Annotated in this window: 17 protein-coding genes; 12 read left to right on the forward strand and 5 right to left on the reverse strand. The window is 66.7% G+C overall.

Features of this window, described 5'->3' with window-relative positions; genetic code table 11:
* The first annotated feature begins 752 nt into the window (after positions 1-752).
* The 4 genes from ACFCQI_RS17220 (at position 753) to arsC (ending at position 4,362) form a co-directional block, all read left to right on the forward strand.
* Positions 753-1,685: a segregation and condensation protein A gene (locus tag ACFCQI_RS17220; RefSeq protein ID WP_395118666.1), complete on the forward strand. Its 933-nt coding sequence runs from the start codon at positions 753-755 to the stop codon at positions 1,683-1,685.
* A 62-nt stretch (positions 1,686-1,747) separates the two neighbouring features.
* Positions 1,748-2,611 (forward strand): SMC-Scp complex subunit ScpB, encoded by an 864-nt coding sequence (scpB, locus tag ACFCQI_RS17225; RefSeq protein ID WP_395118668.1) that lies wholly within the window; start codon positions 1,748-1,750, stop codon positions 2,609-2,611.
* A complete protein-coding gene (locus ACFCQI_RS17230) occupies positions 2,608-4,008 on the forward strand; it encodes a pseudouridine synthase (protein WP_395118670.1) in 1,401 nt (466 codons plus the stop codon). The genes scpB and ACFCQI_RS17230 overlap by 4 nt, the downstream gene beginning before the upstream one ends.
* Positions 4,009-4,017: 9 nt before the next feature.
* Complete coding sequence (gene arsC, locus ACFCQI_RS17235) at positions 4,018-4,362, forward strand: arsenate reductase (glutaredoxin) (RefSeq protein ID WP_395118672.1); 345 nt, start codon at positions 4,018-4,020, stop codon at positions 4,360-4,362.
* A gap of 113 nt (positions 4,363-4,475) precedes the next feature.
* Here the strand turns inward: arsC and ACFCQI_RS17240 are convergent, their stop codons facing one another.
* The 3 genes from ACFCQI_RS17240 to ACFCQI_RS17250 all read right to left on the reverse strand — a co-directional run bounded on the left by ACFCQI_RS17240 (position 4,476) and on the right by ACFCQI_RS17250 (position 7,457).
* Positions 4,476-5,276, reverse strand: a complete 801-nt coding sequence (locus ACFCQI_RS17240; protein ID WP_395118674.1) for an amidohydrolase — start codon at positions 5,274-5,276, stop codon at positions 4,476-4,478.
* Positions 5,277-5,278: 2 nt separating this feature from the next.
* Positions 5,279-6,418, reverse strand: a complete 1,140-nt coding sequence (locus ACFCQI_RS17245; protein ID WP_395118676.1) for a pyridoxal phosphate-dependent aminotransferase — start codon at positions 6,416-6,418, stop codon at positions 5,279-5,281.
* Positions 6,419-6,482: 64 nt separating this feature from the next.
* Complete coding sequence (locus tag ACFCQI_RS17250) at positions 6,483-7,457, reverse strand: LysR substrate-binding domain-containing protein (protein WP_395118678.1); 975 nt, start codon at positions 7,455-7,457, stop codon at positions 6,483-6,485.
* 127 nt (positions 7,458-7,584) lie between these two features.
* Here ACFCQI_RS17250 and ACFCQI_RS17255 point away from each other — a divergent pair, with 127 nt between their 5' ends.
* The 6 genes from ACFCQI_RS17255 to ACFCQI_RS17280 all read left to right on the forward strand — a co-directional run bounded on the left by ACFCQI_RS17255 (position 7,585) and on the right by ACFCQI_RS17280 (position 12,847).
* The gene (locus ACFCQI_RS17255) at positions 7,585-9,255 is read left to right on the forward strand and encodes an amidohydrolase (RefSeq protein ID WP_395118680.1); all 1,671 of its coding nucleotides are present in this window, start codon (positions 7,585-7,587) and stop codon (positions 9,253-9,255) included.
* 330 nt (positions 9,256-9,585) lie between these two features.
* Entirely contained in the window at positions 9,586-9,933 is a 348-nt protein-coding gene (locus ACFCQI_RS17260) for a hypothetical protein (protein ID WP_395118682.1), read from the forward strand.
* A gap of 2 nt (positions 9,934-9,935) precedes the next feature.
* The gene (locus ACFCQI_RS17265; RefSeq protein WP_395118684.1) at positions 9,936-10,310 is read left to right on the forward strand and encodes a GntR family transcriptional regulator; all 375 of its coding nucleotides are present in this window, start codon (positions 9,936-9,938) and stop codon (positions 10,308-10,310) included.
* Positions 10,307-11,164: an ABC transporter ATP-binding protein gene (locus tag ACFCQI_RS17270; protein WP_395118686.1), complete on the forward strand. Its 858-nt coding sequence runs from the start codon at positions 10,307-10,309 to the stop codon at positions 11,162-11,164. Before ACFCQI_RS17265 ends, ACFCQI_RS17270 begins: the two co-directional genes overlap by 4 nt.
* Entirely contained in the window at positions 11,161-12,120 is a 960-nt protein-coding gene (locus ACFCQI_RS17275; RefSeq protein ID WP_395118688.1) for an ABC-2 transporter permease, read from the forward strand. The genes ACFCQI_RS17270 and ACFCQI_RS17275 overlap by 4 nt, the downstream gene beginning before the upstream one ends.
* Positions 12,121-12,154: 34 nt before the next feature.
* Positions 12,155-12,847, forward strand: coding sequence for a hypothetical protein (locus ACFCQI_RS17280; protein ID WP_395118690.1), 693 nt, complete (start codon positions 12,155-12,157; stop codon positions 12,845-12,847).
* A gap of 175 nt (positions 12,848-13,022) precedes the next feature.
* Here the strand turns inward: ACFCQI_RS17280 and ACFCQI_RS17285 are convergent, their stop codons facing one another.
* Together ACFCQI_RS17285 and ACFCQI_RS17290 are read right to left on the reverse strand one after the other, a co-directional pair.
* On the reverse strand, positions 13,023-14,003 hold the full coding sequence (locus ACFCQI_RS17285) for an IS110 family transposase (protein WP_395118692.1): 981 nt from the start codon (positions 14,001-14,003) through the stop codon (positions 13,023-13,025).
* Between the two features lie 309 nt (positions 14,004-14,312).
* Complete coding sequence (locus ACFCQI_RS17290) at positions 14,313-15,695, reverse strand: class II fumarate hydratase (protein ID WP_395118694.1); 1,383 nt, start codon at positions 15,693-15,695, stop codon at positions 14,313-14,315.
* 226 nt (positions 15,696-15,921) lie between these two features.
* Between ACFCQI_RS17290 and purB the strand changes: the two genes are divergently transcribed.
* Together purB and ACFCQI_RS17300 are read left to right on the forward strand one after the other, a co-directional pair.
* Positions 15,922-17,289, forward strand: a complete 1,368-nt coding sequence (purB, locus tag ACFCQI_RS17295) for an adenylosuccinate lyase (protein ID WP_395118696.1) — start codon at positions 15,922-15,924, stop codon at positions 17,287-17,289.
* A gap of 103 nt (positions 17,290-17,392) precedes the next feature.
* Complete coding sequence (locus ACFCQI_RS17300; protein WP_395118698.1) at positions 17,393-19,204, forward strand: DUF885 domain-containing protein; 1,812 nt, start codon at positions 17,393-17,395, stop codon at positions 19,202-19,204.
* Positions 19,205-19,214 lie beyond the last annotated feature (10 nt).

The following is a 19,214-nucleotide window of genomic DNA, read 5'->3' on the forward strand; positions in this document are numbered from 1 at the left end:
TCGTGCGTCCGGCCTCCCTCCGCTCGTAGCAATTGCCGTGCCACGGCGTACGTACACCACCAAACCCCTCGCCAGGCCGCTTGCCGTGGGCAGACGCCGCATTTGCCGGCCGCCGAAAGGACACCTTCCTTTCAGCTGTCGACAGCCCCCTCCGGAAGGGCGCTTCGAGCGCTTTCGCGCTTGCCCCGCAGCGTCACATTGGGTCACGTGGGGCCACCGGTATCCCCGCGGTAGTGGCGGAACCCCCTATTCTGCCTGTTGCCGACGCGGACATGAACCCCGCACGCGCTTTTCGTCCACCCGCGACCGACTGGACTTGTGTCCGGCTTGCCATTACCCTGTGGCCACGCGTGGACCCATGGAACCTGCTTGCTGCCGGCCCTTCGGCGCTCCAGGGTTGTCCACCGAAGTACCCAGACTGACCGGCAAAGAGCCAGCGGCGCCGAAGTTGTTCGCCAGTTGGCTTGCTCTGTTGTCGTGGCCGACGACCCGCAACAGCAGCGCCTTGGTCGCTGACGACCCGCCTGACCGAACCACGACGCGTGGATTCATCATGCCGGGCGAAACGATGGCGCCGACCGCGCCTCGGTTTTGATGTTGCACGGAAACGGGATACCGGGACGCCGCCCAACGACGCGTTTGAGCGCGGGCACATGCCGGGCGCGAGCACCACGTCGCGCCTGCCCACGAACAACCATGAACATGCGCTACCCACTGCCAGCCGTGGAACACGGCTCTCCAGACAGGCCTTGATGAGCACTGAATCCGTCGTCGAGCAGTCCGATCCGGGCGCCGCCACGCCCGACGCATTTGCCGCGGTACCGCAACAACAGGAGATGCCGCTGGCCATCGTGCGCGGCGAACCGATGCTGCAGATGCCGCAGGATCTGTACATCCCGCCGGACGCGCTCGAGGTCATCCTGGAGTCGTTCGAAGGTCCGCTGGACCTGCTGCTGTACCTGATCCGCCGACAGAACCTGGACATCCTGGACATCCCGGTTGCCGAGATCACCCGGCAGTACATGACCTACATCGAACTGATGCGGGACGTGATGCGGCTGGAGCTGGCCGCCGAGTACCTGCTGATGGCGGCGATCCTGGGCGAGATCAAATCGCGCCTGCTGCTGCCGCGTCCGCCGCTGGAAGAAGGGTTGGAAGACGACCCGCGCGCCGAACTGGTACGCCGTTTGCAGGAGTACGAGCGGTTCAAGCGGGCGGCCGAGGACATCGAGGCCCTGCCGCGCATGGAGCGCGACAGCGTGGTGGTGCATGCCGACACCGGCGAGCGCAACGTGATCCGGCTGCCGCCCCCGCTGGAACTGACCGAGCTGCTGCTGGCACTCAAGGACGTGATGCACCGGGCCGAACTGTTCGGGCATCACGCGATCAAGCGCGAGGCGCTCAGCGTGCGCCAGCGCATGGGCGAGCTGCTGAGCCGGCTGGAGGACGACACCTTCCACCGGTTCGAGGACCTGTTCGACCTGGCCGAAGGCCGCCCGGGCATCGTGGTGACCTTCCTGGCGATGCTGGAGCTGGCCAAGGAAATGCTGATCGAGATCGTGCAGGAAGTGCCGCTGGCGCCGATCTACGTCAAGGCCAAGGCCAGCCATGAGGAGCCCGCCGAACTGCCGGCGGAAGACACACGAACGGGCGAATCGGCGCTGGCCGAACCGTCCGGCGACTGATCCACCCATCGACCGATCCATCCCTGGACCGACCCACGCCGACCCGGCACCGACTCGAACCCATGCAGATCGACCAACTCAAACCCATCATCGAGGCCGCCTTGCTGGCGTCGACCCAACCGATGACCCTGCCCCAGCTCGGCGACCTGTTCAACGAAGACGAGGACGTCGGCTCGCAGCAGATCGCCCAGGCGCTGGAATCACTGGCCGGCGACTGTGAAGGGCGCGGCATCGAACTGAAGGAGGTCGCCTCCGGCTTCCGCTACCAGGTGCGCCAGGACGTGCATCCGTGGATCTCGCGGATGTGGACCGAGCGACCCAGCCGCTACTCGCGCGCCCTGCTGGAAACACTGGCGCTGATCGCCTACCGGCAGCCGATCACCCGTCCCGAGATCGAGCAGATCCGCGGCGTGGTGGTGTCCTCCAACATCATCAAGACGATGGAGGAGCGCGAGTGGATTCGCGTGGTCGGCCATCGCGACGTGCCCGGCAAGCCGGCGTTGTTCGGCACCACGCGCGCGTTCCTCGACTACTTCAACCTGAAATCGCTCGATCAGCTGCCGCCGCTGTCGGAGATCCGCGACATGGAAGATCCGCAGATGCGCTTCGAGCCCGACCCGCTGCCGGCGCACGTCGGCCGCGACCTGCCCATCGACCCGGACGACGACGCGGACGACCAGGTTGCGGAAACGACCGATCCGGGCGAAACCGACTCCCCGCGCGAACCGCTGTCCGACGCCGAGTCAGGCACCGGATCACCGATCGACGCCCACCACCCCACCCTCGCCGCCGACGCCCAGGCGTCCAGCGGCTCATCCGGGCCTGACGAAGCTGCCGACCATCACGGTTCGCCTTCCGTCAGCCCGTCGACCACGGCCGTCGAAACCGACGCCGACGATCAAGATACCAAGGAGCAAAGCGCATGACTGCGCCGCAAAAATCCGTTCTTACCCTGAAGCGCGACACCCGCGCAGCCACTGACGGACCGGCCCTGGAGGAACGCCTGCACAAGGTGCTCGCCAACGCCGGCCTCGGCTCGCGCCGCATGCTGGAACAACGCATCCAGGCCGGAGAGATAGAGCTCAACGGCAGCCCCGCCGAGATCGGCATGAGCGTCAAGGCTGGCGATCGCGTGGTCATGGACGGCAAGCAGTTCGTGGTGGCCACCGACAACCGCGATGACGCCGAAGTGCTGATCTACCACAAGCCCGAAGGCGTGCTGACCACCCGCGACGATCCCGATGGCCGCCCGACCGTGTTCGAGCAGCTGCCGCAACTCAAAGGCGCGCGCTGGGTTGCCGTGGGCCGGCTGGACATCAACACCACCGGCCTGCTGCTGCTGACCACCGACGGCGAGCTGGCCAACGGCTTGATGCATCCCAAGAGCGGCATGGAGCGCGAGTACCTGTGCCGCGTGCACGGTGAGGTGCCGGACGAGGTCATCGAACGCCTGAAAGCCGGCGTCGAGCTGGAGGACGGCCCGGCCCGCTTCGACGAGATCGCCGTGATCAGCCGCGGCGGCAGCCACAGCTGGTTCCGCGTGGTGATCCGCGAAGGCCGCAACCGCGAAGTGCGCCGCTTGTGGGATTCACAGGGCTTCCTGGTCAGCCGGCTCAAGCGCATCCGCTACGGCCGGATCGAGCTGCCGCGCAACCTGCGTCGCGGCGAATGCGAGGCGCTCGACGCCGACAGCGTCAAGCAGTTGCGCCAGACCAGCGGGCTCGGACTCCCCCAGCCGGTGCTGACGCTGAGCCCGATCCTGCACCAGCGCCGTGCCACCCGCGGCGTCACCGAATATCGCCCGGAGCACGGCACCGGCAGCGCCTGGACCAGCGGCCAGGACGAGGCGCGCGAGCTGCGTGCCTACGACCGCATTCGCGAAGAACCCGCACGCGGACGCAAATCCGCGCCGCGCAACGGCCGCGAGGTCAATGGCAACGTGGCGGCACCGGAGCGGGCGCCGGGGAATGCGAAGCGGCACGGCAAGGGCCGTCGTGTGGCACCGGGCCAGGAGCTGCCTTCGGTACGCACCTGGTTTGCCGGCGAGTCTCGCGATGGCAGCCCCCGTCCCGGCGGTCGGCGCGGCTTGGCCGGCGCCACCACCGGCAACCGTGGCGCGGCGGGTGGCCGCTCACGCGGCGCCCCCGCTGCCGGCAGCCCCTACGCCGGCACGGGCGGCAGCGGCAACCGCGCGCCTGCCAACCGACCCGGCCACGCCGGTCGTGGCCAGGGCGGCAACCGCGCCCCGGGCAGCCCGCGGCCCAAGGGCCATGGCGGCGGACGCCCGCCGGGTCGCGGCGGCAACCGCTCCGGCAACCGTTGAGGGCGAGCGATGATCCGCATCTACCACAACAACCGCTGCTCCAAGTCGCGCGCCACGCTGGCCCTGCTGCAGGAACGCGCCGACGACGTCGAGGTAATCAACTACCTCGACACGCCACCCATCGCGACGGAACTGGTCGACCTGCTCAAGCAACTGGGCATGACCGCCCGGCAATTGCTGCGCACCGGCGAAGCGGAGTACACCGAGCTCGGCCTGGATTCGCCCTCGCTCGATGACCAGTCGCTGATCGCCGCCATGGTGGCGCACCCGCGCCTGATCGAACGACCGATCGTGGTGGCCAACGGCAAGGCCGTGATCGGCCGGCCGCCCGAATCGGTGCTGACCATCTTGTAGGAGCCCGCTCGCGGGCGATGCTTGTGCTCTTGCGAATCCCGAATCCCCAGTCCCGTCCAGGAGCATCGCCAGCGAGCGGGCTCCCGCACGCGCCCGGTGCCGGTCAGCGCTCGTCAATCCGCGTCAAGCGTGAATGAGTCCGCATCCATCCATGCCGGGAAGCGTTCGCGATGCGCCAGCAGCGGGGCCGGGTCGAGAGTGACGGTGACCACCTGCTCCTGCGCGCCCAGTTCCACCAGTGCCTCGCCCACCGGATCGATCACCGCGCTGTCGCCGGCATAGGCGATCTCGTTGCCGTCCACGCCGACCCGGTTCACGCCGACCACGCAGGCGAGGTTCTCGATCGCCCGCGCGCGCAGCAGGGTACGCCAGGGATGCCGACGCGCAGCCGGCCAGTTCGCCACGAACACCGCCAGGTCGTAATCCATGCCACCACTGGCCGATGCGAGCCGGCGATTGCGCAACCACACCGGAAAGCGCAGGTCGTAGCAGACCTGCGGCAGGATGCGCCAACCCTTCAGCTCGACGATTGGCCGCCGGCTGCCGCTGCCGTAGCGGGTGTGCTCGCCGGCCATGCGGAACAGATGGCGCTTGTCGTACTGCTCGAAGCTGCCATCCGGGCGCATCCACAACAGGCGGTTGTAGACCACCTCGTCCTCGCGGATCGCCACGCTGCCGCAGATCACCGCCCCCACCTCGACGGCCAGCGCGCGCAGCCAGGCGATGCCCTCGCCCTCCATCGTGTCGGCGCTGGCGCGGGTATCGTTGCTGAAGCCGGAGAGGAAGGTTTCCGGCAGCACCACCAGATCGCTGCCGCGCGCACGACGCACCAGCTCGCCGTAATAGTCGCGGTTGGCCGGCGCGTCGTGCCAGCGCGTGGCGCCCTGCACCAGCGACACGGTCAGAGGCAGCATCGTCACAGCCGGCACAGCCGCTCGGCGGCCGCCTCCATGGTGGCGTCGCTCTTGGCAAAGCACAGCCGCAGCAGGCGCGTGCCCGGCGGGCGTTCGCAGAACGGCGTCAGCGGAATCGTCGCCACGCCGCCGTGCTCCACCAGCCAGCGACTGAAGGTGAGATCGTCCTCGTCGCGGATCGCCGAGTAATCGACCAGCTGGAAATAGCCGCCCGGCACGTCGAGCAGCGTGAAACGCGAGGGCGCCAGCAGCGCGCGGAAGCGGTCGCGCTTGGCCCGGTAGAACGCCGGCAATTCCAGGTAGTGTTGCGGCGTGCTGGCCATGAATTCGGCAAATGCCACCTGCGCCGGATGAAACGTGCAGAAGGTCAGGTACTGGTGCACCTTGCGAAATTCGGCCGACAACGCGGCCGGCGCCACCGCATAACCGACCTTCCAGCCGGTGCAGTGATAGGTCTTGCCGAACGAGGAGACCACGATGCTGCGTTCGGCCAGTTCCGGGTGGCGCAGCACGCTCTCATGGGCACCTTCGTAGACGATGTGCTCGTACACCTCGTCGGACAGCACCACGATGCCGGTATCGCGCACGATCGCCGCCAGCTCGTCCAGGTCGGCCGCCGAGAGCACCGCGCCGGAAGGATTGTGCGGGGTGTTGATGAGGATCATGCGCGTCTTCGGCGTCACCGCGTCGCGCACGCGCTGCCAGTCGATCGCGAACGCCGGCACGGTCAGCGGGATGTGCACCGCGCGCGCGCCCTGCAGCTCGATCGCCGGCTCGTAGCAGTCGTACGCCGGGTCGAACACGATCACCTCCTCGCCTGCGCGCACCGTCGCGGCGATTGCCGCGAAGATCGCCTCGGTGGCGCCGGAGGTGACCGTGATGTCGGTATCGACGTCGAGCTTGCGCCCGTACAGACGCGCGGTCTTCAGCGCAATCTGCTCGCGCAGGGCGGCGGTGCCGTGCATGGGGGCGTACTGGTTCCTGCCGGTGTTCATCGCCCGCGTCAAAGCATCGCGCAGCTCCTGCGGCGGTTCGAAATCGGGGAAGCCCTGGCCGAGGTTGACTGCCTGGTGCTGCAGCGCCCACTGGCTCATCACGCTGAAAATCGTCGTACCGACCTTGGGCAGCTTGGTTTCAATCATCGTCATCTGGCCGTTTGGATGTCCATAAGGGAATCAGCGTAGCGCATGGGCCGGGTCGCCTGCATCAGGCAGGCGGCAGCTCGGCCTGCGGGCGTTTGCTGCACTGCTGGTGTTTCAGCAACGTGGTTTCCGGCAGGCGCTCGGCCAGGAAATCGACCAGCGCGCGCACGCCCGGCAGCATGCCGCGCCGGCTGGGGTAGACGAAATGCATGATGCCCTCGGGCATGGTCCAGTCCGGCAACACCACTTCCAGTTCGCCGGCGGCAATCGCCGGCGCGCACACGAACTCCGGCAGCAGGGCCACGCCCAGGCCGCGGCGGGCCGCCTCCAGCAGCACGGCGAAATCGCCGGTGATCAGGCGCGCCTGCACCTCCACGTTGACTTGCTCCCCGCCGGCGTCGATCAACTCCCACGTCTGCGCGCCTTCGTGCTCGCGCATCGACAGAGCGGGCAACCTGGCCAGTTCCTCCGGCGTTGCCGGGCGCCCGGTGACCTTCAGCAGCGCGGGGCTGGCCACCAGGGTGGTGCTGGAATGGCCGAAACTGCGGATCACCAGGTTGGCGTCGGTGTCCAGCTTGCTGCGCACGCGAATGGCCAGGTCGAAGCCCTCGCCGATCACGTCGATACGGCGATCGTTCGCCAGCAGACGCACCTGCATCTTCGGGTACATCGCCAGGAAATCCGGCAGCAGGTACGCCAGCACGGTCTGCGCCAGCGAAACCGGGCAGCTCAGGCGCACGACACCGCGCGGCTCGGCGCGCAACTCGTCCACCGCGTCCTGCGCCGCCTGGGCCTCTTCCAGCACCGCACGGCAATGGGTGTAGAAGCGCTCGCCGACCTCGGTAACCACGAACCGGCGGGTGGTTCGCTGCAGCAGGCGCACGCCGAGCCGCTCCTCCAGCTGGGCCACCCGCTTGCTCAGGCGCGACTTGGGCACGCCCAGCGCGCGGCCGGCGGCGGAGAAGCCGCCGTGCTCGACCACCGCCGCAAAGAAGTACAGATCGTTCAGATCCTGCAAGGCACCGCTCAGTTGCGTCATCTTCGTATCCATCTACGAACCACGGCCATCGCGCCAGCGTAGCACCGCGGTTCGACTGCGCCAGCCGCCGCTGGAAATTGCCGGCCGGCATTGACACACTGGCGCACCCGACTGCCGGAATCTCCACATGACTCCGTTCCCGCGCGTGCTCCTGTTCGCCGTGCTGCTGGCGAGCGCCCCGCTGGGCCATGCCGCCAAGCTGCTGGTCAGCAACGTCAACGGCTACACGCTGGACAGCCACGGCCAGTTGCAGCAATTCCAGGCGCTGCTGGTCGATGACGGCAAGGTGGTGGCCACCGGCAGCACGGCCGAACTGCAACAGCGTGCCGATGGCGCCCGCGTGTTCGACGGCCGCGGCCGCACCCTGCTGCCGGGCCTGATCGATGCGCACGGCCACGTGCTGGAACTGGGCTACGCGCGCAACAGCGTCGACCTCAGCGAGACCCGCTCCCTCGATGAGGCGTTGGCCAAGGTGAAGGCCTACGCCCAGGCGCATCCGCAGGCGAAATGGATCCGTGGCGGCGGCTGGAACCAGGTGATCTGGAAACTCGGCCGCTTCCCCACCGCCAGCGAGCTCGATACCGCGGTCGCCAACCGGCCGGTATGGTTGAGCCGCGTGGACGGCCACGCCGCGTGGGCCAACAGTGCAGCGATCAAGCTCGCCGGCGTCACCCGCGCCACTGCCGACCCGGCCGGCGGACGCATCGAGCGCGACGCGCAAGGCAATCCGGCCGGCGTGTTCGTCGACGGCGCCACCGAGCTGGTCGACACCCACGTGCCGGCGCTGACCGCGGCGGAGAAAGCCGCTGCGCTGGACACGGCGCTGGCCGAGATGGCCCGCGTCGGCCTCACCGGCGTCAGCGATGCCGGCATCGATCTGGACAACTACCGGCTCTACCGGCAGTACGCCGACGCGCACAAGCTGACCGCGCGCATCTACGCGATGATCCGCGATACCGGCGAGTCCTTCGACGTCATCAGCAAGGACGGTCCGCTGATCGGCTACGGCAATGATTTCCTCACCGTGCGCGCGGTCAAGCTGTTCGCCGACGGCGCACTGGGCAGCCGCGGCGCCGCGATGCTCAAGCCCTACTCCGACGACCCGCACAACAGCGGCCTGCTGTTCATGTCGCCTGCCACCATGACGGCCAAGATCGACAAGGCATTCGCCAAGGGCTACCAGGTCGGCATCCACGCCATCGGCGACCGCGCCAACCGCGAAGTGCTGGACAGCTTCGCCGCGGCCTATCGCAGCCACCCCGACGCCAAGGCGTTGCGCAACCGCGTCGAGCACGCGCAGATCGTCTCGCTGGAGGACATCCCGCGCTTCGTGCCGCTGCAGCTGATCGCCTCGATGCAGCCCACCCACGCCACCTCCGACATGAACATGGCCGAGGATCGCGTGGGCCACGAACGCATCAAGGGGGCTTACGCGTGGCAGCGCTTCCTGAAACAGGGCACGGTGATCGCCGCGGGTTCGGATTTCCCGGTCGAGTCGCCCAACCCGTTCTTCGGGCTGTACTCGGCCGTCACCCGCGAAGACCATCAGGGGCAGCCGCCCGGCGGCTGGTATCCGCAGCAGGATCTGAGCCTGACCCAGGCCCTGCGCGCCTTCACCCTCGATGCGGCGTACGCCGAGCATGCGGAGAACCGCATCGGCACGCTGGAGCCCGGCAAGTGGGCCGACTTCATCCTGGTCGACCACGACATCTTCAAGGACCCGGCCAGCAAGCTCTGGAGCACCAAGGTGCTGCAGACCTGGGTCGGCGGCAGGCAGGTGTACGCCGCGAAGGACTGAGCGATACCCGCAAGGCGAAACGCAAGAGGCCGGCTGTGAAGCCGGCCTCTTGTTTCATGGCGCCCTGACGAGGCGGCCCTTCGACTCCGCGGCTGCGCCGCTACGCTCAGGGAGAACGGTATAGAGCGGGGATTAGGGAGTCGAGAATGGGCGCCGAGCCGCGGAGCGTCTTGCTGCCTTTCCTGTTCCCCACTCCCGATTGCCTGTTCCCGGCTCGGCCTAGCCCATCAGTCATGGCCCCAAACCCCGCTCGCACCTCTTGACGGCTCAAAAGTCGGTGTTATAGTTCACTACAACACCACTCACCCAGAGCACCAAAGGAGGTTCGACATGAAAGCGTACAAACTGATCGCCGGCGCCGCGGCCATCCTGCTCACCTTCGCGAGCCTGCGCGCCGTCTTGTACAACGTCGACGCCTGGCAGCCGGTCGGCAACAGCCACACCAGCACGCCGGCCCACGTCACCAACCTGGCCCCGGTCACCGTGCATCCGAGCGCCGCCGAATGGCGCGCCGCGGCGCTGATCGACGACGGCAGCGCCGCCAACCTCGCCGTCGTGCCCGCCGACGCGCAGCTGCGCCTGGGCGACACGATCGAGCCGCTGGGCCTGCTCGGGGCGCAGTGGGTCATGCCCTACTATTCGTTTGGCAAGAAGTTCGATCGCATCACCAAGGAATAACCATGACCATCGCCTGGAACGACAGCGTCCCGATCTATCGCCAACTGCACCAGCGTGTGGTGGCGATGATCCTGGACGGCGCCTTGAATGAAGGCGACCCGCTGCCGTCGGTACGCCAGGTAGCGGCGGATTATCAGATCAACCCGCTGACCGTATCGAAGGCGTACCAGGAACTGGTCGACGAACAACTCGTGGAAAAAAGGAGGGGTCTGGGCATGTTTGTCATCGAAGGGGCGCGCGATGCGCTGCTCAAGTCCGAACGGGAACGCTTCCTGCGCGAGGAATGGCCGGCGTTGCATGCCCGCCTGCAGCGCCTCGGACTGGATCTCAAGACCCTGATGCGGGAAGCCGGCAACCACCAGGAGCCATCAGCATGAGCGCGGTCATCACGGCCAGCGGCCTCGGCAAGCGTTACAAGTCGACGGTCGCGCTGGACAACGTCAGTTTCCAGGTCGAACCCGGTCGCATCGTCGGCCTGATCGGCCCCAACGGTGCCGGCAAGACCACCGCACTGAAGGCCATCCTGGGCCTGACCGACTTCACCGGCGAGCTGAACGTGCTGGGTTTCGACCCGCGCAAGCAGCGCGACCGGCTGATGGGCGAGGTGTGCTTCATCGCCGACGTGGCGGTGCTGCCGCGCTGGATTCGCGTGCGTGAAGTGGTCGACTTCGTCGCCCACGTGCATCCGCGTTTCGACCGCGCCAAGTGCGAGGCCTTCCTTGCCCGCACCAAGCTGCAGCCCGAACAGCGCGTGCGGCAGATGTCCAAGGGCATGATCGTGCAGTTGCACCTGGCGCTGGTGATGGCGATCGACGCCAAGCTGCTGATCCTGGACGAGCCGACCCTGGGCCTGGACATCCTCTACCGCAAGCAGTTCTACCAGAACCTGCTGGAGGACTACTTCGACGAGAACAAGACCATCATCGTCACCACCCACCAGGTGGAGGAAGTCGAGCACATCCTCACCGACCTGATGTTCATCCGCGACGGCAGGATCGTGCTCGACGCGGACATGGACGCCGTGGGCGAGCGCTACATCGAGGTGATGGTCAACGCCGACCGGTCCGAGGCCGCCCGTGCGCTGAAGCCGCTGGACGAGCGCCAGGTCTTCGGCAAGAGCATCTTTCTGTTCGACGGTGTCGGACGCGCGCAACTGGAAGCCCTGGGCGAAACCCGGCGGCCATCCATCAGCGACCTGTTCGTCGCCACCATGAAGGGAACCTACGCATGAACACCTTCCTGTGGTTGGTCAAACGCGAATTCTGGGAGCACCGCGGCGGCTTCCTGCGTGCGCCGGTGATCACGGCCGCGATTTTCCTGGTGCTCAACCTGATGGGCATCGTGACCGGCGAGGTGATGGGCCGGCAGATGGGCTTCCACCTGGGTATGGGCAGCAACAACCTGCACCTGCTCACCCAGGACCTGGACCAGCGGTCGATGGAGGCGGTCGGTGCCGGGCTGGACCTGGTGATGTACTCCTCCACCATGATCATCGGTATCGTGCTCGGCTTCGTGGTGTTCTTCTACTGCCTCGGCGCGCTCTACGACGATCGCCGCGACCGCAGCATCCTGTTCTGGAAATCGCTGCCGGTGTCGGACACCGCAACCGTGCTGTCCAAGGTCTTCTCCGCCACCGTGGTCGCGCCGTTGATCGCGGTGGTCGTGGGCGCCCTCACCGGGATCGTGATGCTGCTGATGTTCGCCATCACCCTGTCCCTGCATGGCGTCAGCGTGTGGCACCTGCTGGGCCTGTCGCACCCGCTGCAGGTGATCGCCAACCTGGTCGGCTCGATCCCGCTCTATGTGTTGTGGGCGCTGCCGACGGTGGGCTGGCTGATGCTCTGCTCGGCCTGGGCGCGCAGCAAGCCCTTCCTGTGGGCGGTGGCATTGCCGGTGGGCGTCGGCATCGTGATCGGCTGGTTCAACCTGCTGGGCACGCTGAATATCTCCAACGACTGGTACTGGCGTGGCGTGGTGGCCCGCATCCTGGGCAGCGTGTTCCCGGGTGGCTGGTTCAGCGAGGTCAGCGGCATCGGCGGCGACAACCCGGCGCAGGTGCTCTCCACCCTGAGCGTGATGCACAGCTACAGCGCGATGGGCTCGATGAACCTCTGGATCGGCGTGGCCGCGGCCGCCGCCATGCTGGCTGGTGCGATCTGGTTCCGCCGCTGGCGCGACGACAGCTGAGTTGCGTTCCAACACACGACTTGGAGAAGCACCCATGAAATCCCTCACCCTCAACGCCCTCGCCCTGGCCTTGCTGTTGCCGCTGGCCGCCTGCGGCCAGTCGGACCACACGGACTCCCAGCCGGCCTCCTCGGCAACCACCGCACAAACTGCCGGTGACAAGGCGCCCACCTCGTGGGTGGCCCGTCGCGTCGACGACGCCATGCAGAAGGCCCGGCAGGAACTGGCGACCAAAAACATCGACGTGGACACCGTCCACATCGGCAGCACCCTGCGCATGGGCCGCTCGACATCCAACGCCCAGATCACGCCGCAAGGCGAGCTGCTGATCGACGGCAAGCCGGTCGCCGCCACGCCGGAGCAACGGCAGCTGCTGCTGGACTACCGCCACCGCGTCATCGACATCGCCGAGGCCGGCATGGCGATCGGCACGCAAGGCGCGGACCTCGGCATGCATGCCGCCAGCGCAGCGCTGAGCGGCGCGTTCAGCGGCAAGAGCGACGCGGAAATCGAGGCGGCGATCAAGCCGCAGACCGACCGCATCCAGGCCGCCGCCCTCGAACTGTGCAAACGCCTGCCCGACCTGCGCGCCGCCCAGCAGCAGCTGGCAACCACGATGCCCGCATTCAAGCCCTACGCGACGATGACGGAGGAAGACGTGCAGGACTGCGACAAGAACATTGCCAACTCGGGCCACAAGAAAGGCGTGACCGTGCTGTCGTTCTGAGGACGGGATTCGGGATTCGGGATTCGGGATTCGGGATTCGGGATTCGGGATTCGGGATTCGGGATTCGGGATTCGGGATTCGGGATTCGGGATTCGCGAGAGCAAAAGCAAAGGCGTCGCCCGCGAGCGGGCTTCTACAAGATGACGGAGGCTGCAGATACCGTCTTGCCTCTCGTCAGGCAAGTGCGGTTTTGGGATCAAAAAATTTGCCGGAACGGATGACGCCCCAGGCGATGTGGAGCAGCTTGCGCATGGCTGCGCCCAAGGCAAGCTTGCGCGGCTTGCCGCGGGCTACCAGCCGATCGAACAAGGCACGCACGGCCACGTTGTGGCGGATGGCCGTCATCGCCGGCATGTAGAGCTTGGCGCGTAGCAGTGCATGACCCAGCTTGGACAGGCGACTTTGCCCCGCCCATTTGCCCGACTCGCGGATGGCGGGATTCATGCCGGCAAAGGCATCGAGCTTGCGCGGGTCGTCGAACCGGCGCAGGTCACCAGCGCATCCCAGCACAAAGGCCGCGGTGAGTTCGCCAATCCCGGGAATGGAGGACAGCAGATCGGTATCCCGGCGCAGGCCCGGGTCCGAGTCGATGTGGTTGTTGATTTCCTTCTTCAGCTCCGCGATCTGGGCGTCCAGCGTCTCCATCACGTCGGTGATGGAGCCGTGCACCGCACGATCACTGACATCCAGCCGGTTGCGTTCCATCTGGCGCATGCCCTCCAGGTCGTTCAGCCGGTGGATCAGGGCGCGCAACTTGCGCTGGGCGGGCGTCGGTGGTGTCCACGGACGCAAGGAGGTGCCTACCTGCAGCTGCGCCATCGCAAAACGGGAAATCAGCTTGGCGTCCGTGCGATCGGTCTTGGTGCGCGACAACTCGCTCTTGGCATAGGCGGCGACCTGGGCCGGATTGGCCACGTAAACGGTCACGCCGCGCTCCACCAGGAAGGTGGCCAGTGCCTCGTGGTACACGCCCGTCGCCTCCATGCACACCGCCGCTCCCGGCGCGTGGTGATCCATCCAGTCGCCCAGCATGTCAAGGCCCGCGGGCGTGTTGGGTAACTTGCCCTTGGTGCGGTACTTGCCCTTCGATTCCAGCGGCATGGCCACGTCAAAGGTGGCTTTGGCCACGTCGATACCCACCATCGGTTCGGTCATTGCAGTCAATCCTCATGAACGTTCGGACATCCGATCATCGAAGATCCGCCAAGCCGATCCTTACGCGTGCAGGCTCACGCCGGGGCGGGCCTAAGATACCGTTGCAGCTTGCGGCAGATAAAACGGAACGGGGGCGCGAATCTACGGCGCTGGCGCAAAGCCAAGGGAGCCCGACGGCGTCACCCCGTTCCCACCGATGATCAGTCGGCGATTCTCGTCCAGTCGCGAACCAGAATCGACACATAAGGAGCCCGCTCGAGGGCGATGCCTTTGCAAATCACCAATCCCGTATCCCGAATCCCTGGTTGTCTATTTTTCGTGGATGCCGCCGCGGGTCAGCGCCATCGGGTCGAGCAGCTTCTTCAGCTCGTCCTTCGACAGCCCGGTGGTCTCCAGCGCCACGTCCATGATCGGCCGGTGCTCCTTGTACGCCTGCTTGGCGGTGGCCGCGCCCTTCTCGTAGCCGATCACCGGGTTCAGCGCGGTGACCAGGATCGGGTTCATCGCCAGCGCCTGGTTCACCCGCGCCTTGTTGACCTTGAAGCCGGCAATGGACTTGTCCGCCAGCAGCACGCTGACGTTGGCCAGGATGCCGATCGACTGCAGCAGGTTGTGTGCGATCAGCGGCAGCATCACGTTGAGCTGGAAATTGCCGCTCTGGCCGGCAATGGTGATCGAGGCATCGTTGCCGATCACCTGCGCGGCGACCATCGCCACCGCCTCGGGGATCACCGGATTGACCTTGCCAGGCATGATCGACGACCCCGGCTGCAGCGCCGGCAGCTCGATCTCGCCCAGGCCGGCCAGCGGGCCTGAGTTCATCCAGCGCAGGTCGTTGGCGATCTTCATCAACGCGACGGCCAGCGTCTTCAGCGCGCCGGACAGCTCCACCGCCGCATCCTGCGCGGCCATGCCCTCGAAGTAGTTTTGCGCCGACTCGAACTTCACCCCGGTCAGCTTCCTCAGCTGGGCGGCCATCGCCGGGCCGAACTTCGGGTCGGCGTTGATGCCGGTGCCCACCGCGGTGCCGCCCTGCGGCAGCCGGCGCATGCGCTTCAGCGCATCCTCGATCCGCTCGATGGCCGCGCCGACCTGCGCCGCCCAGCCCGACAGTTCCTGCCCGAAGGTGATCGGCATCGCGTCCATCAGGTGGGTGCGGCCGGTCTTGGGCGTGTTCTTCAGTTCGCGCGCGCGCTTGTCGATCGCCTTCTTCAGATGCTTCAACGCCGGCAGCAATTGCTCGCTGGCGGTCAGCGTGGCGCTGACGTGGATGGCGGTGGGGATCACGTCGTTCGAGCTCTGCCCGTAATTGACGTGGTCGTTCGGATGCACCTTCGCACCCGCGGCAACCGCCAGGTGCGCGATCACCTCGTTTGCATTCATGTTGGTGCTGGTGCCCGAACCGGTCTGGAAGATGTCGATCGGGAATTGCGCGTCGTACTGGCCGTCCGCCACCGCCAGCGCCGCCTTGCGGATCGCCGCCGCCTGACCCTTCTTCAGATGGCCCAGCGACAGGTTGACCTCGGCCGCGGCGGCCTTGATCAGACCCAGCGCACGGATGAACGGGCGCGGCAGGTGCAGGCCGGAAATCGGGAAGTTGTCGATCGCGCGCTGGGTCTGCGCGCCATACAGCGCGTCGGCGGGTACCTGCAGTTCGCCCATGCTGTCGTGTTCGATGCGGAAGCCGCTCATGGTTTGTTCCTTCGGTGGATGGGAGAAGCCAGATCCTGGAGAATTCCCCTCGCCCCAGCGCAAGCTGGGGCCCAGTGACTCGTGCCCTTGAAGACCAAAGGCACTGGATTCCTGCTCGCGCAGGAATGACGGGCAAAAAGCCGTTTGATGGCTCGCCACTATAAGCCGCAAGGCAGCGCGCCGCCGGCAATGTAAAATGCCCGTTTCCCCTCGCCGGAACGCCCCGATGTCCAACCACGCCCTGACCGCCCTGTCGCCGCTGGACGGCCGCTACGCCAGCAAGGTCGAAGCGCTGCGTCCGATCTTCAGCGAGTTCGGGCTGATGCATCGCCGCGTGCAGGTGGAGATCGAATGGCTGCTGGCCCTTGCCGCCGAGCCGAAGATCGTCGAACTCCCCGCCTTCGACGCGACCCAGGTCGCCACTCTGAAAGCCATCGCGGAGGACTTCAGCGAAGCCGACGGCGAGCGGATCAAGGCGATCGAGGCGACCACCAACCACGACGTCAAGGCGGTCGAGTACTTCATCAAGGAGAAGATCGGCGCCGACGCCAGCCTCGCGCAGGCGAAGGAGTTCGTGCACTTCGCCTGCACCAGCGAGGACATCAACAACCTCTCCTACGCGCTGATGCTGCGCGACGCGCGCCGCGGCGTGCTGCTGCCGCAGCTCGATGCGCTGATCGACACGCTGCGCCGGATGGCCCACGACAACGCCGGCCTGCCGCTGCTCTCGCGCACGCACGGCCAGACCGCCTCGCCAAGCACGCTGGGCAAGGAGATCGCCAACGTGGTGGCGCGCCTGGAACGTCAGCGCAAGCAGCTGGCGGCGGTCGAAGTCTCCGGCAAGATCAACGGCGCGGTGGGCAACTACAACGCCCACGTGATCACCTACCCTGAAATGGACTGGCGGGGTTTCTCGCAGCGCTTCGTCGAAAGCCTCGGCCTCGACTACAACGCCTGGACCACCCAGATCGAGCCGCACGACAACGTTGCCGAATACTGCGACGCGGTGCGCCGCGCCAACATCATCCTGATCGACCTGGCCCGCGACATCTGGGGCTACATCTCGCTGGGCTACTTCAAGCAGACCTTGAAGGCCGGTGAAGTCGGCTCCTCGACCATGCCGCACAAGGTCAACCCGATCGACTTCGAGAACGCCGAAGGCAACTTCGGCCTCGCCAACGCGCTGCTGGGTCACTTCGCCGAGAAGCTGCCGATCAGCCGCTGGCAGCGCGACCTCACCGATTCCACCGTGCTGCGCGCGCTCGGCACCGCCTTCGGCCACACGCTGGTGGCGCTGGAATCGCTGAAGAAGGGCCTGGGCAAACTCAACGTCAACGCCGAACGCATCGCCGCCGACCTCGACACCAGCTGGGAAGTGCTGGCCGAAGCCGTACAGACCGTGATGCGTCGCTACGGCCTGCCGCAACCCTACGAGCAGCTCAAGGCACTGACCCGCGGCCACGGCATCACCAGGGATTCCATGCGCGAGTTCATCGCCGGGCTTGAACTTCCGGCGGATGCGAAACAGCACCTGCTGGAGCTGACGCCGGCCGGCTACATCGGGCTGGCAAAGCGCCTGGCGAAGGAAATCTGATCGCTCCGCGCGGCACGACAACCGGCACCATCCCGCGCGCGATTGCGTCGAACCGGCAGTACGCCTTAGGCTCGGCGCTTGCGATCATCCCGGGGAAGTCGACATGCATCCATTGCGCGCGCTCACACTCTCTGCCGTCGTTGCCGCCACCTTTCTTGCCGGCTGTTCCGCCGACGCCTCGCTGTCGGGCCAGTCCACGCCGGCCGCCGCATCCAGCGTCCACGCGACGGACGCCGGTCGCAACGCGGCGCTGGCAACGGACGTCGACGCGTTCCTTACCGGCTACTTCCAGCACTACCCAGTGTTCGCGGCCAACGCCGGCAAGCACGAGTTCGACGGCCGTCTGCCCGATTTCAGCGCCGAAGGCCTGAAGGCCAACGCGGACTGGCTGCATGCGCAAAGGAAGAGCTTTGCCGCATTCACCGATGACGAGCTGGATGCCCGCGGCCGATTCCAGCGCGACTACGTACTGGCGGTGATCGACGGCCAATTGTTCTGGCTGGAGGATTCGGGCGCTCCGTACAAGAACCCCACCTTCTACACCGGCGACCTGTCGCCGAGCATGTACCTGACCCGGCCATACGCGCCGCTGGCGCAGCGCATGGCGGCCTTCGTGACTTACCAGGAGGCGCTGCCCAAGGCGCTGGCGCAGATCAAGGCCAACCTCAAGCTGCCACTGCCCGCCTCGTACATCGACGTGGGCGTCAATTCGTTCGCAGGCTTCGCCAGCTTCTTCAAGACCGACGTGCCCGGCATCTTCGCCCAGGTGAAGGACGATGCCCTGCAGGCGCGCTTCAAGGCCAGCAACGCCGCCGCCATCAAGGCCTCGCAAGAGCTGGCCGACTGGCTCAAGGCGCAGAAACCGCACGCCACCCAGGACTTCGCGCTGGGCGCGGACAAGTTCGCGAAGATGCTGCATGCCACCGAACGGGTCGACATTCCGCTGGACCAGCTCAAGGCGATCGGCGAATCCGATCTTGCGCGCAACCTTGCCTCGCTCAAGAGCGCCTGCGACAAGTTTGCCCCGGGCCAATCGCTGAAGGATTGCGTGGCGAAGGAGAGCGCCGACAAACCCGTCGGCGGAGCAGTCGAAGGCGCCCGCGCGCAGCTCGCCAGCCTGCGCCAGTTCATCGTCGACAAGGATCTGGTGAGCATTCCCGGCACCGAGCAGGCCAAGGCCGAAGAGGCACCGCCGTTCAACCGCTGGAACTTCGCCTATATCGAGATTCCCGGCCCGTACGAGAAAAACCTGCCGTCGGTGTACTACATCGCCCCGCCCGACCCGACCTGGAGCAAGGCCGACCAGGCCGCCTACGTACCGGGCAAGGCGGCGCTGCTGTTCGTCTCCGCGCATGAAGTCTGGCCCGGCCACTTCCTGCAGTTCCTGCACGCCAACCGTGCGCACTGGAAGTTCGGCCAGCTGTTCGTCGGCTACGCCTTCGCCGAAGGCTGGGCGCACTACGCAGAGGAAATGATGTTCGACGCCGGCCTCGACGGCGCCACGCCGGAAGTCCACATCGGCCAGCTCACCAACGCCCTGCTGCGCGACGTGCGCTATCTCTCGGCAATAGGCCTGCACACCGGCGGCATGAGCATGGCCCAGTCCGAGCAGATGTTCCGCGACAAGGCCTTCCAGGACCCCGGCAACGCCCGCCAGCAGGCCGCCCGCGGCACCTACGACCCGGCCTATCTCAACTACACCATGGGCAAGCTGATGATCATGCAGCTGCGCAAGGACTGGATCGCGGCGCACCCCGGCCCGAATGCGCTGAAGGCCTTCCACGACCAGTTCCTCAGCTACGGCGGCCCGCCGATTCCGCTGGTGCGCCAGCAGATGCTGGGCGGCAAGGTGGAGGCGAAGCTGTGGACGGTGGATGAGGTGACGGACGCCAAGGCGACTGCGGCGGCCGAGTAGCCTGGAACAC

Source organism: Rhodanobacter sp. FW102-FHT14D06 (assembly GCF_043950705.1).
Taxonomy (GTDB): Bacteria; Pseudomonadota; Gammaproteobacteria; order Xanthomonadales; family Rhodanobacteraceae; genus Rhodanobacter.

Coding starts and splice junctions, on each gene's coding strand:
- ACFCQI_RS17255 (WP_395118680.1), top strand. CDS start 7,585: ATGACTCCGTTCCCGCGCGTGCTCCTGTTCGCCGTGCTGCTGGCGAGC.
- purB (WP_395118696.1), top strand. CDS start 15,922: ATGTCCAACCACGCCCTGACCGCCCTGTCGCCGCTGGACGGCCGCTAC.
- ACFCQI_RS17280 (WP_395118690.1), top strand. CDS start 12,155: ATGAAATCCCTCACCCTCAACGCCCTCGCCCTGGCCTTGCTGTTGCCG.
- ACFCQI_RS17275 (WP_395118688.1), top strand. CDS start 11,161: ATGAACACCTTCCTGTGGTTGGTCAAACGCGAATTCTGGGAGCACCGC.
- ACFCQI_RS17270 (WP_395118686.1), top strand. CDS start 10,307: ATGAGCGCGGTCATCACGGCCAGCGGCCTCGGCAAGCGTTACAAGTCG.
- ACFCQI_RS17230 (WP_395118670.1), top strand. CDS start 2,608: ATGACTGCGCCGCAAAAATCCGTTCTTACCCTGAAGCGCGACACCCGC.
- ACFCQI_RS17250 (WP_395118678.1), bottom strand. CDS start 7,457: ATGACGCAACTGAGCGGTGCCTTGCAGGATCTGAACGATCTGTACTTC.
- scpB (WP_395118668.1), top strand. CDS start 1,748: ATGCAGATCGACCAACTCAAACCCATCATCGAGGCCGCCTTGCTGGCG.
- ACFCQI_RS17240 (WP_395118674.1), bottom strand. CDS start 5,276: ATGCTGCCTCTGACCGTGTCGCTGGTGCAGGGCGCCACGCGCTGGCAC.
- ACFCQI_RS17300 (WP_395118698.1), top strand. CDS start 17,393: ATGCATCCATTGCGCGCGCTCACACTCTCTGCCGTCGTTGCCGCCACC.
- ACFCQI_RS17285 (WP_395118692.1), bottom strand. CDS start 14,003: ATGACCGAACCGATGGTGGGTATCGACGTGGCCAAAGCCACCTTTGAC.
- ACFCQI_RS17265 (WP_395118684.1), top strand. CDS start 9,936: ATGACCATCGCCTGGAACGACAGCGTCCCGATCTATCGCCAACTGCAC.
- ACFCQI_RS17245 (WP_395118676.1), bottom strand. CDS start 6,418: ATGATTGAAACCAAGCTGCCCAAGGTCGGTACGACGATTTTCAGCGTG.
- ACFCQI_RS17290 (WP_395118694.1), bottom strand. CDS start 15,695: ATGAGCGGCTTCCGCATCGAACACGACAGCATGGGCGAACTGCAGGTA.
- ACFCQI_RS17220 (WP_395118666.1), top strand. CDS start 753: ATGAGCACTGAATCCGTCGTCGAGCAGTCCGATCCGGGCGCCGCCACG.
- ACFCQI_RS17260 (WP_395118682.1), top strand. CDS start 9,586: ATGAAAGCGTACAAACTGATCGCCGGCGCCGCGGCCATCCTGCTCACC.
- arsC (WP_395118672.1), top strand. CDS start 4,018: ATGATCCGCATCTACCACAACAACCGCTGCTCCAAGTCGCGCGCCACG.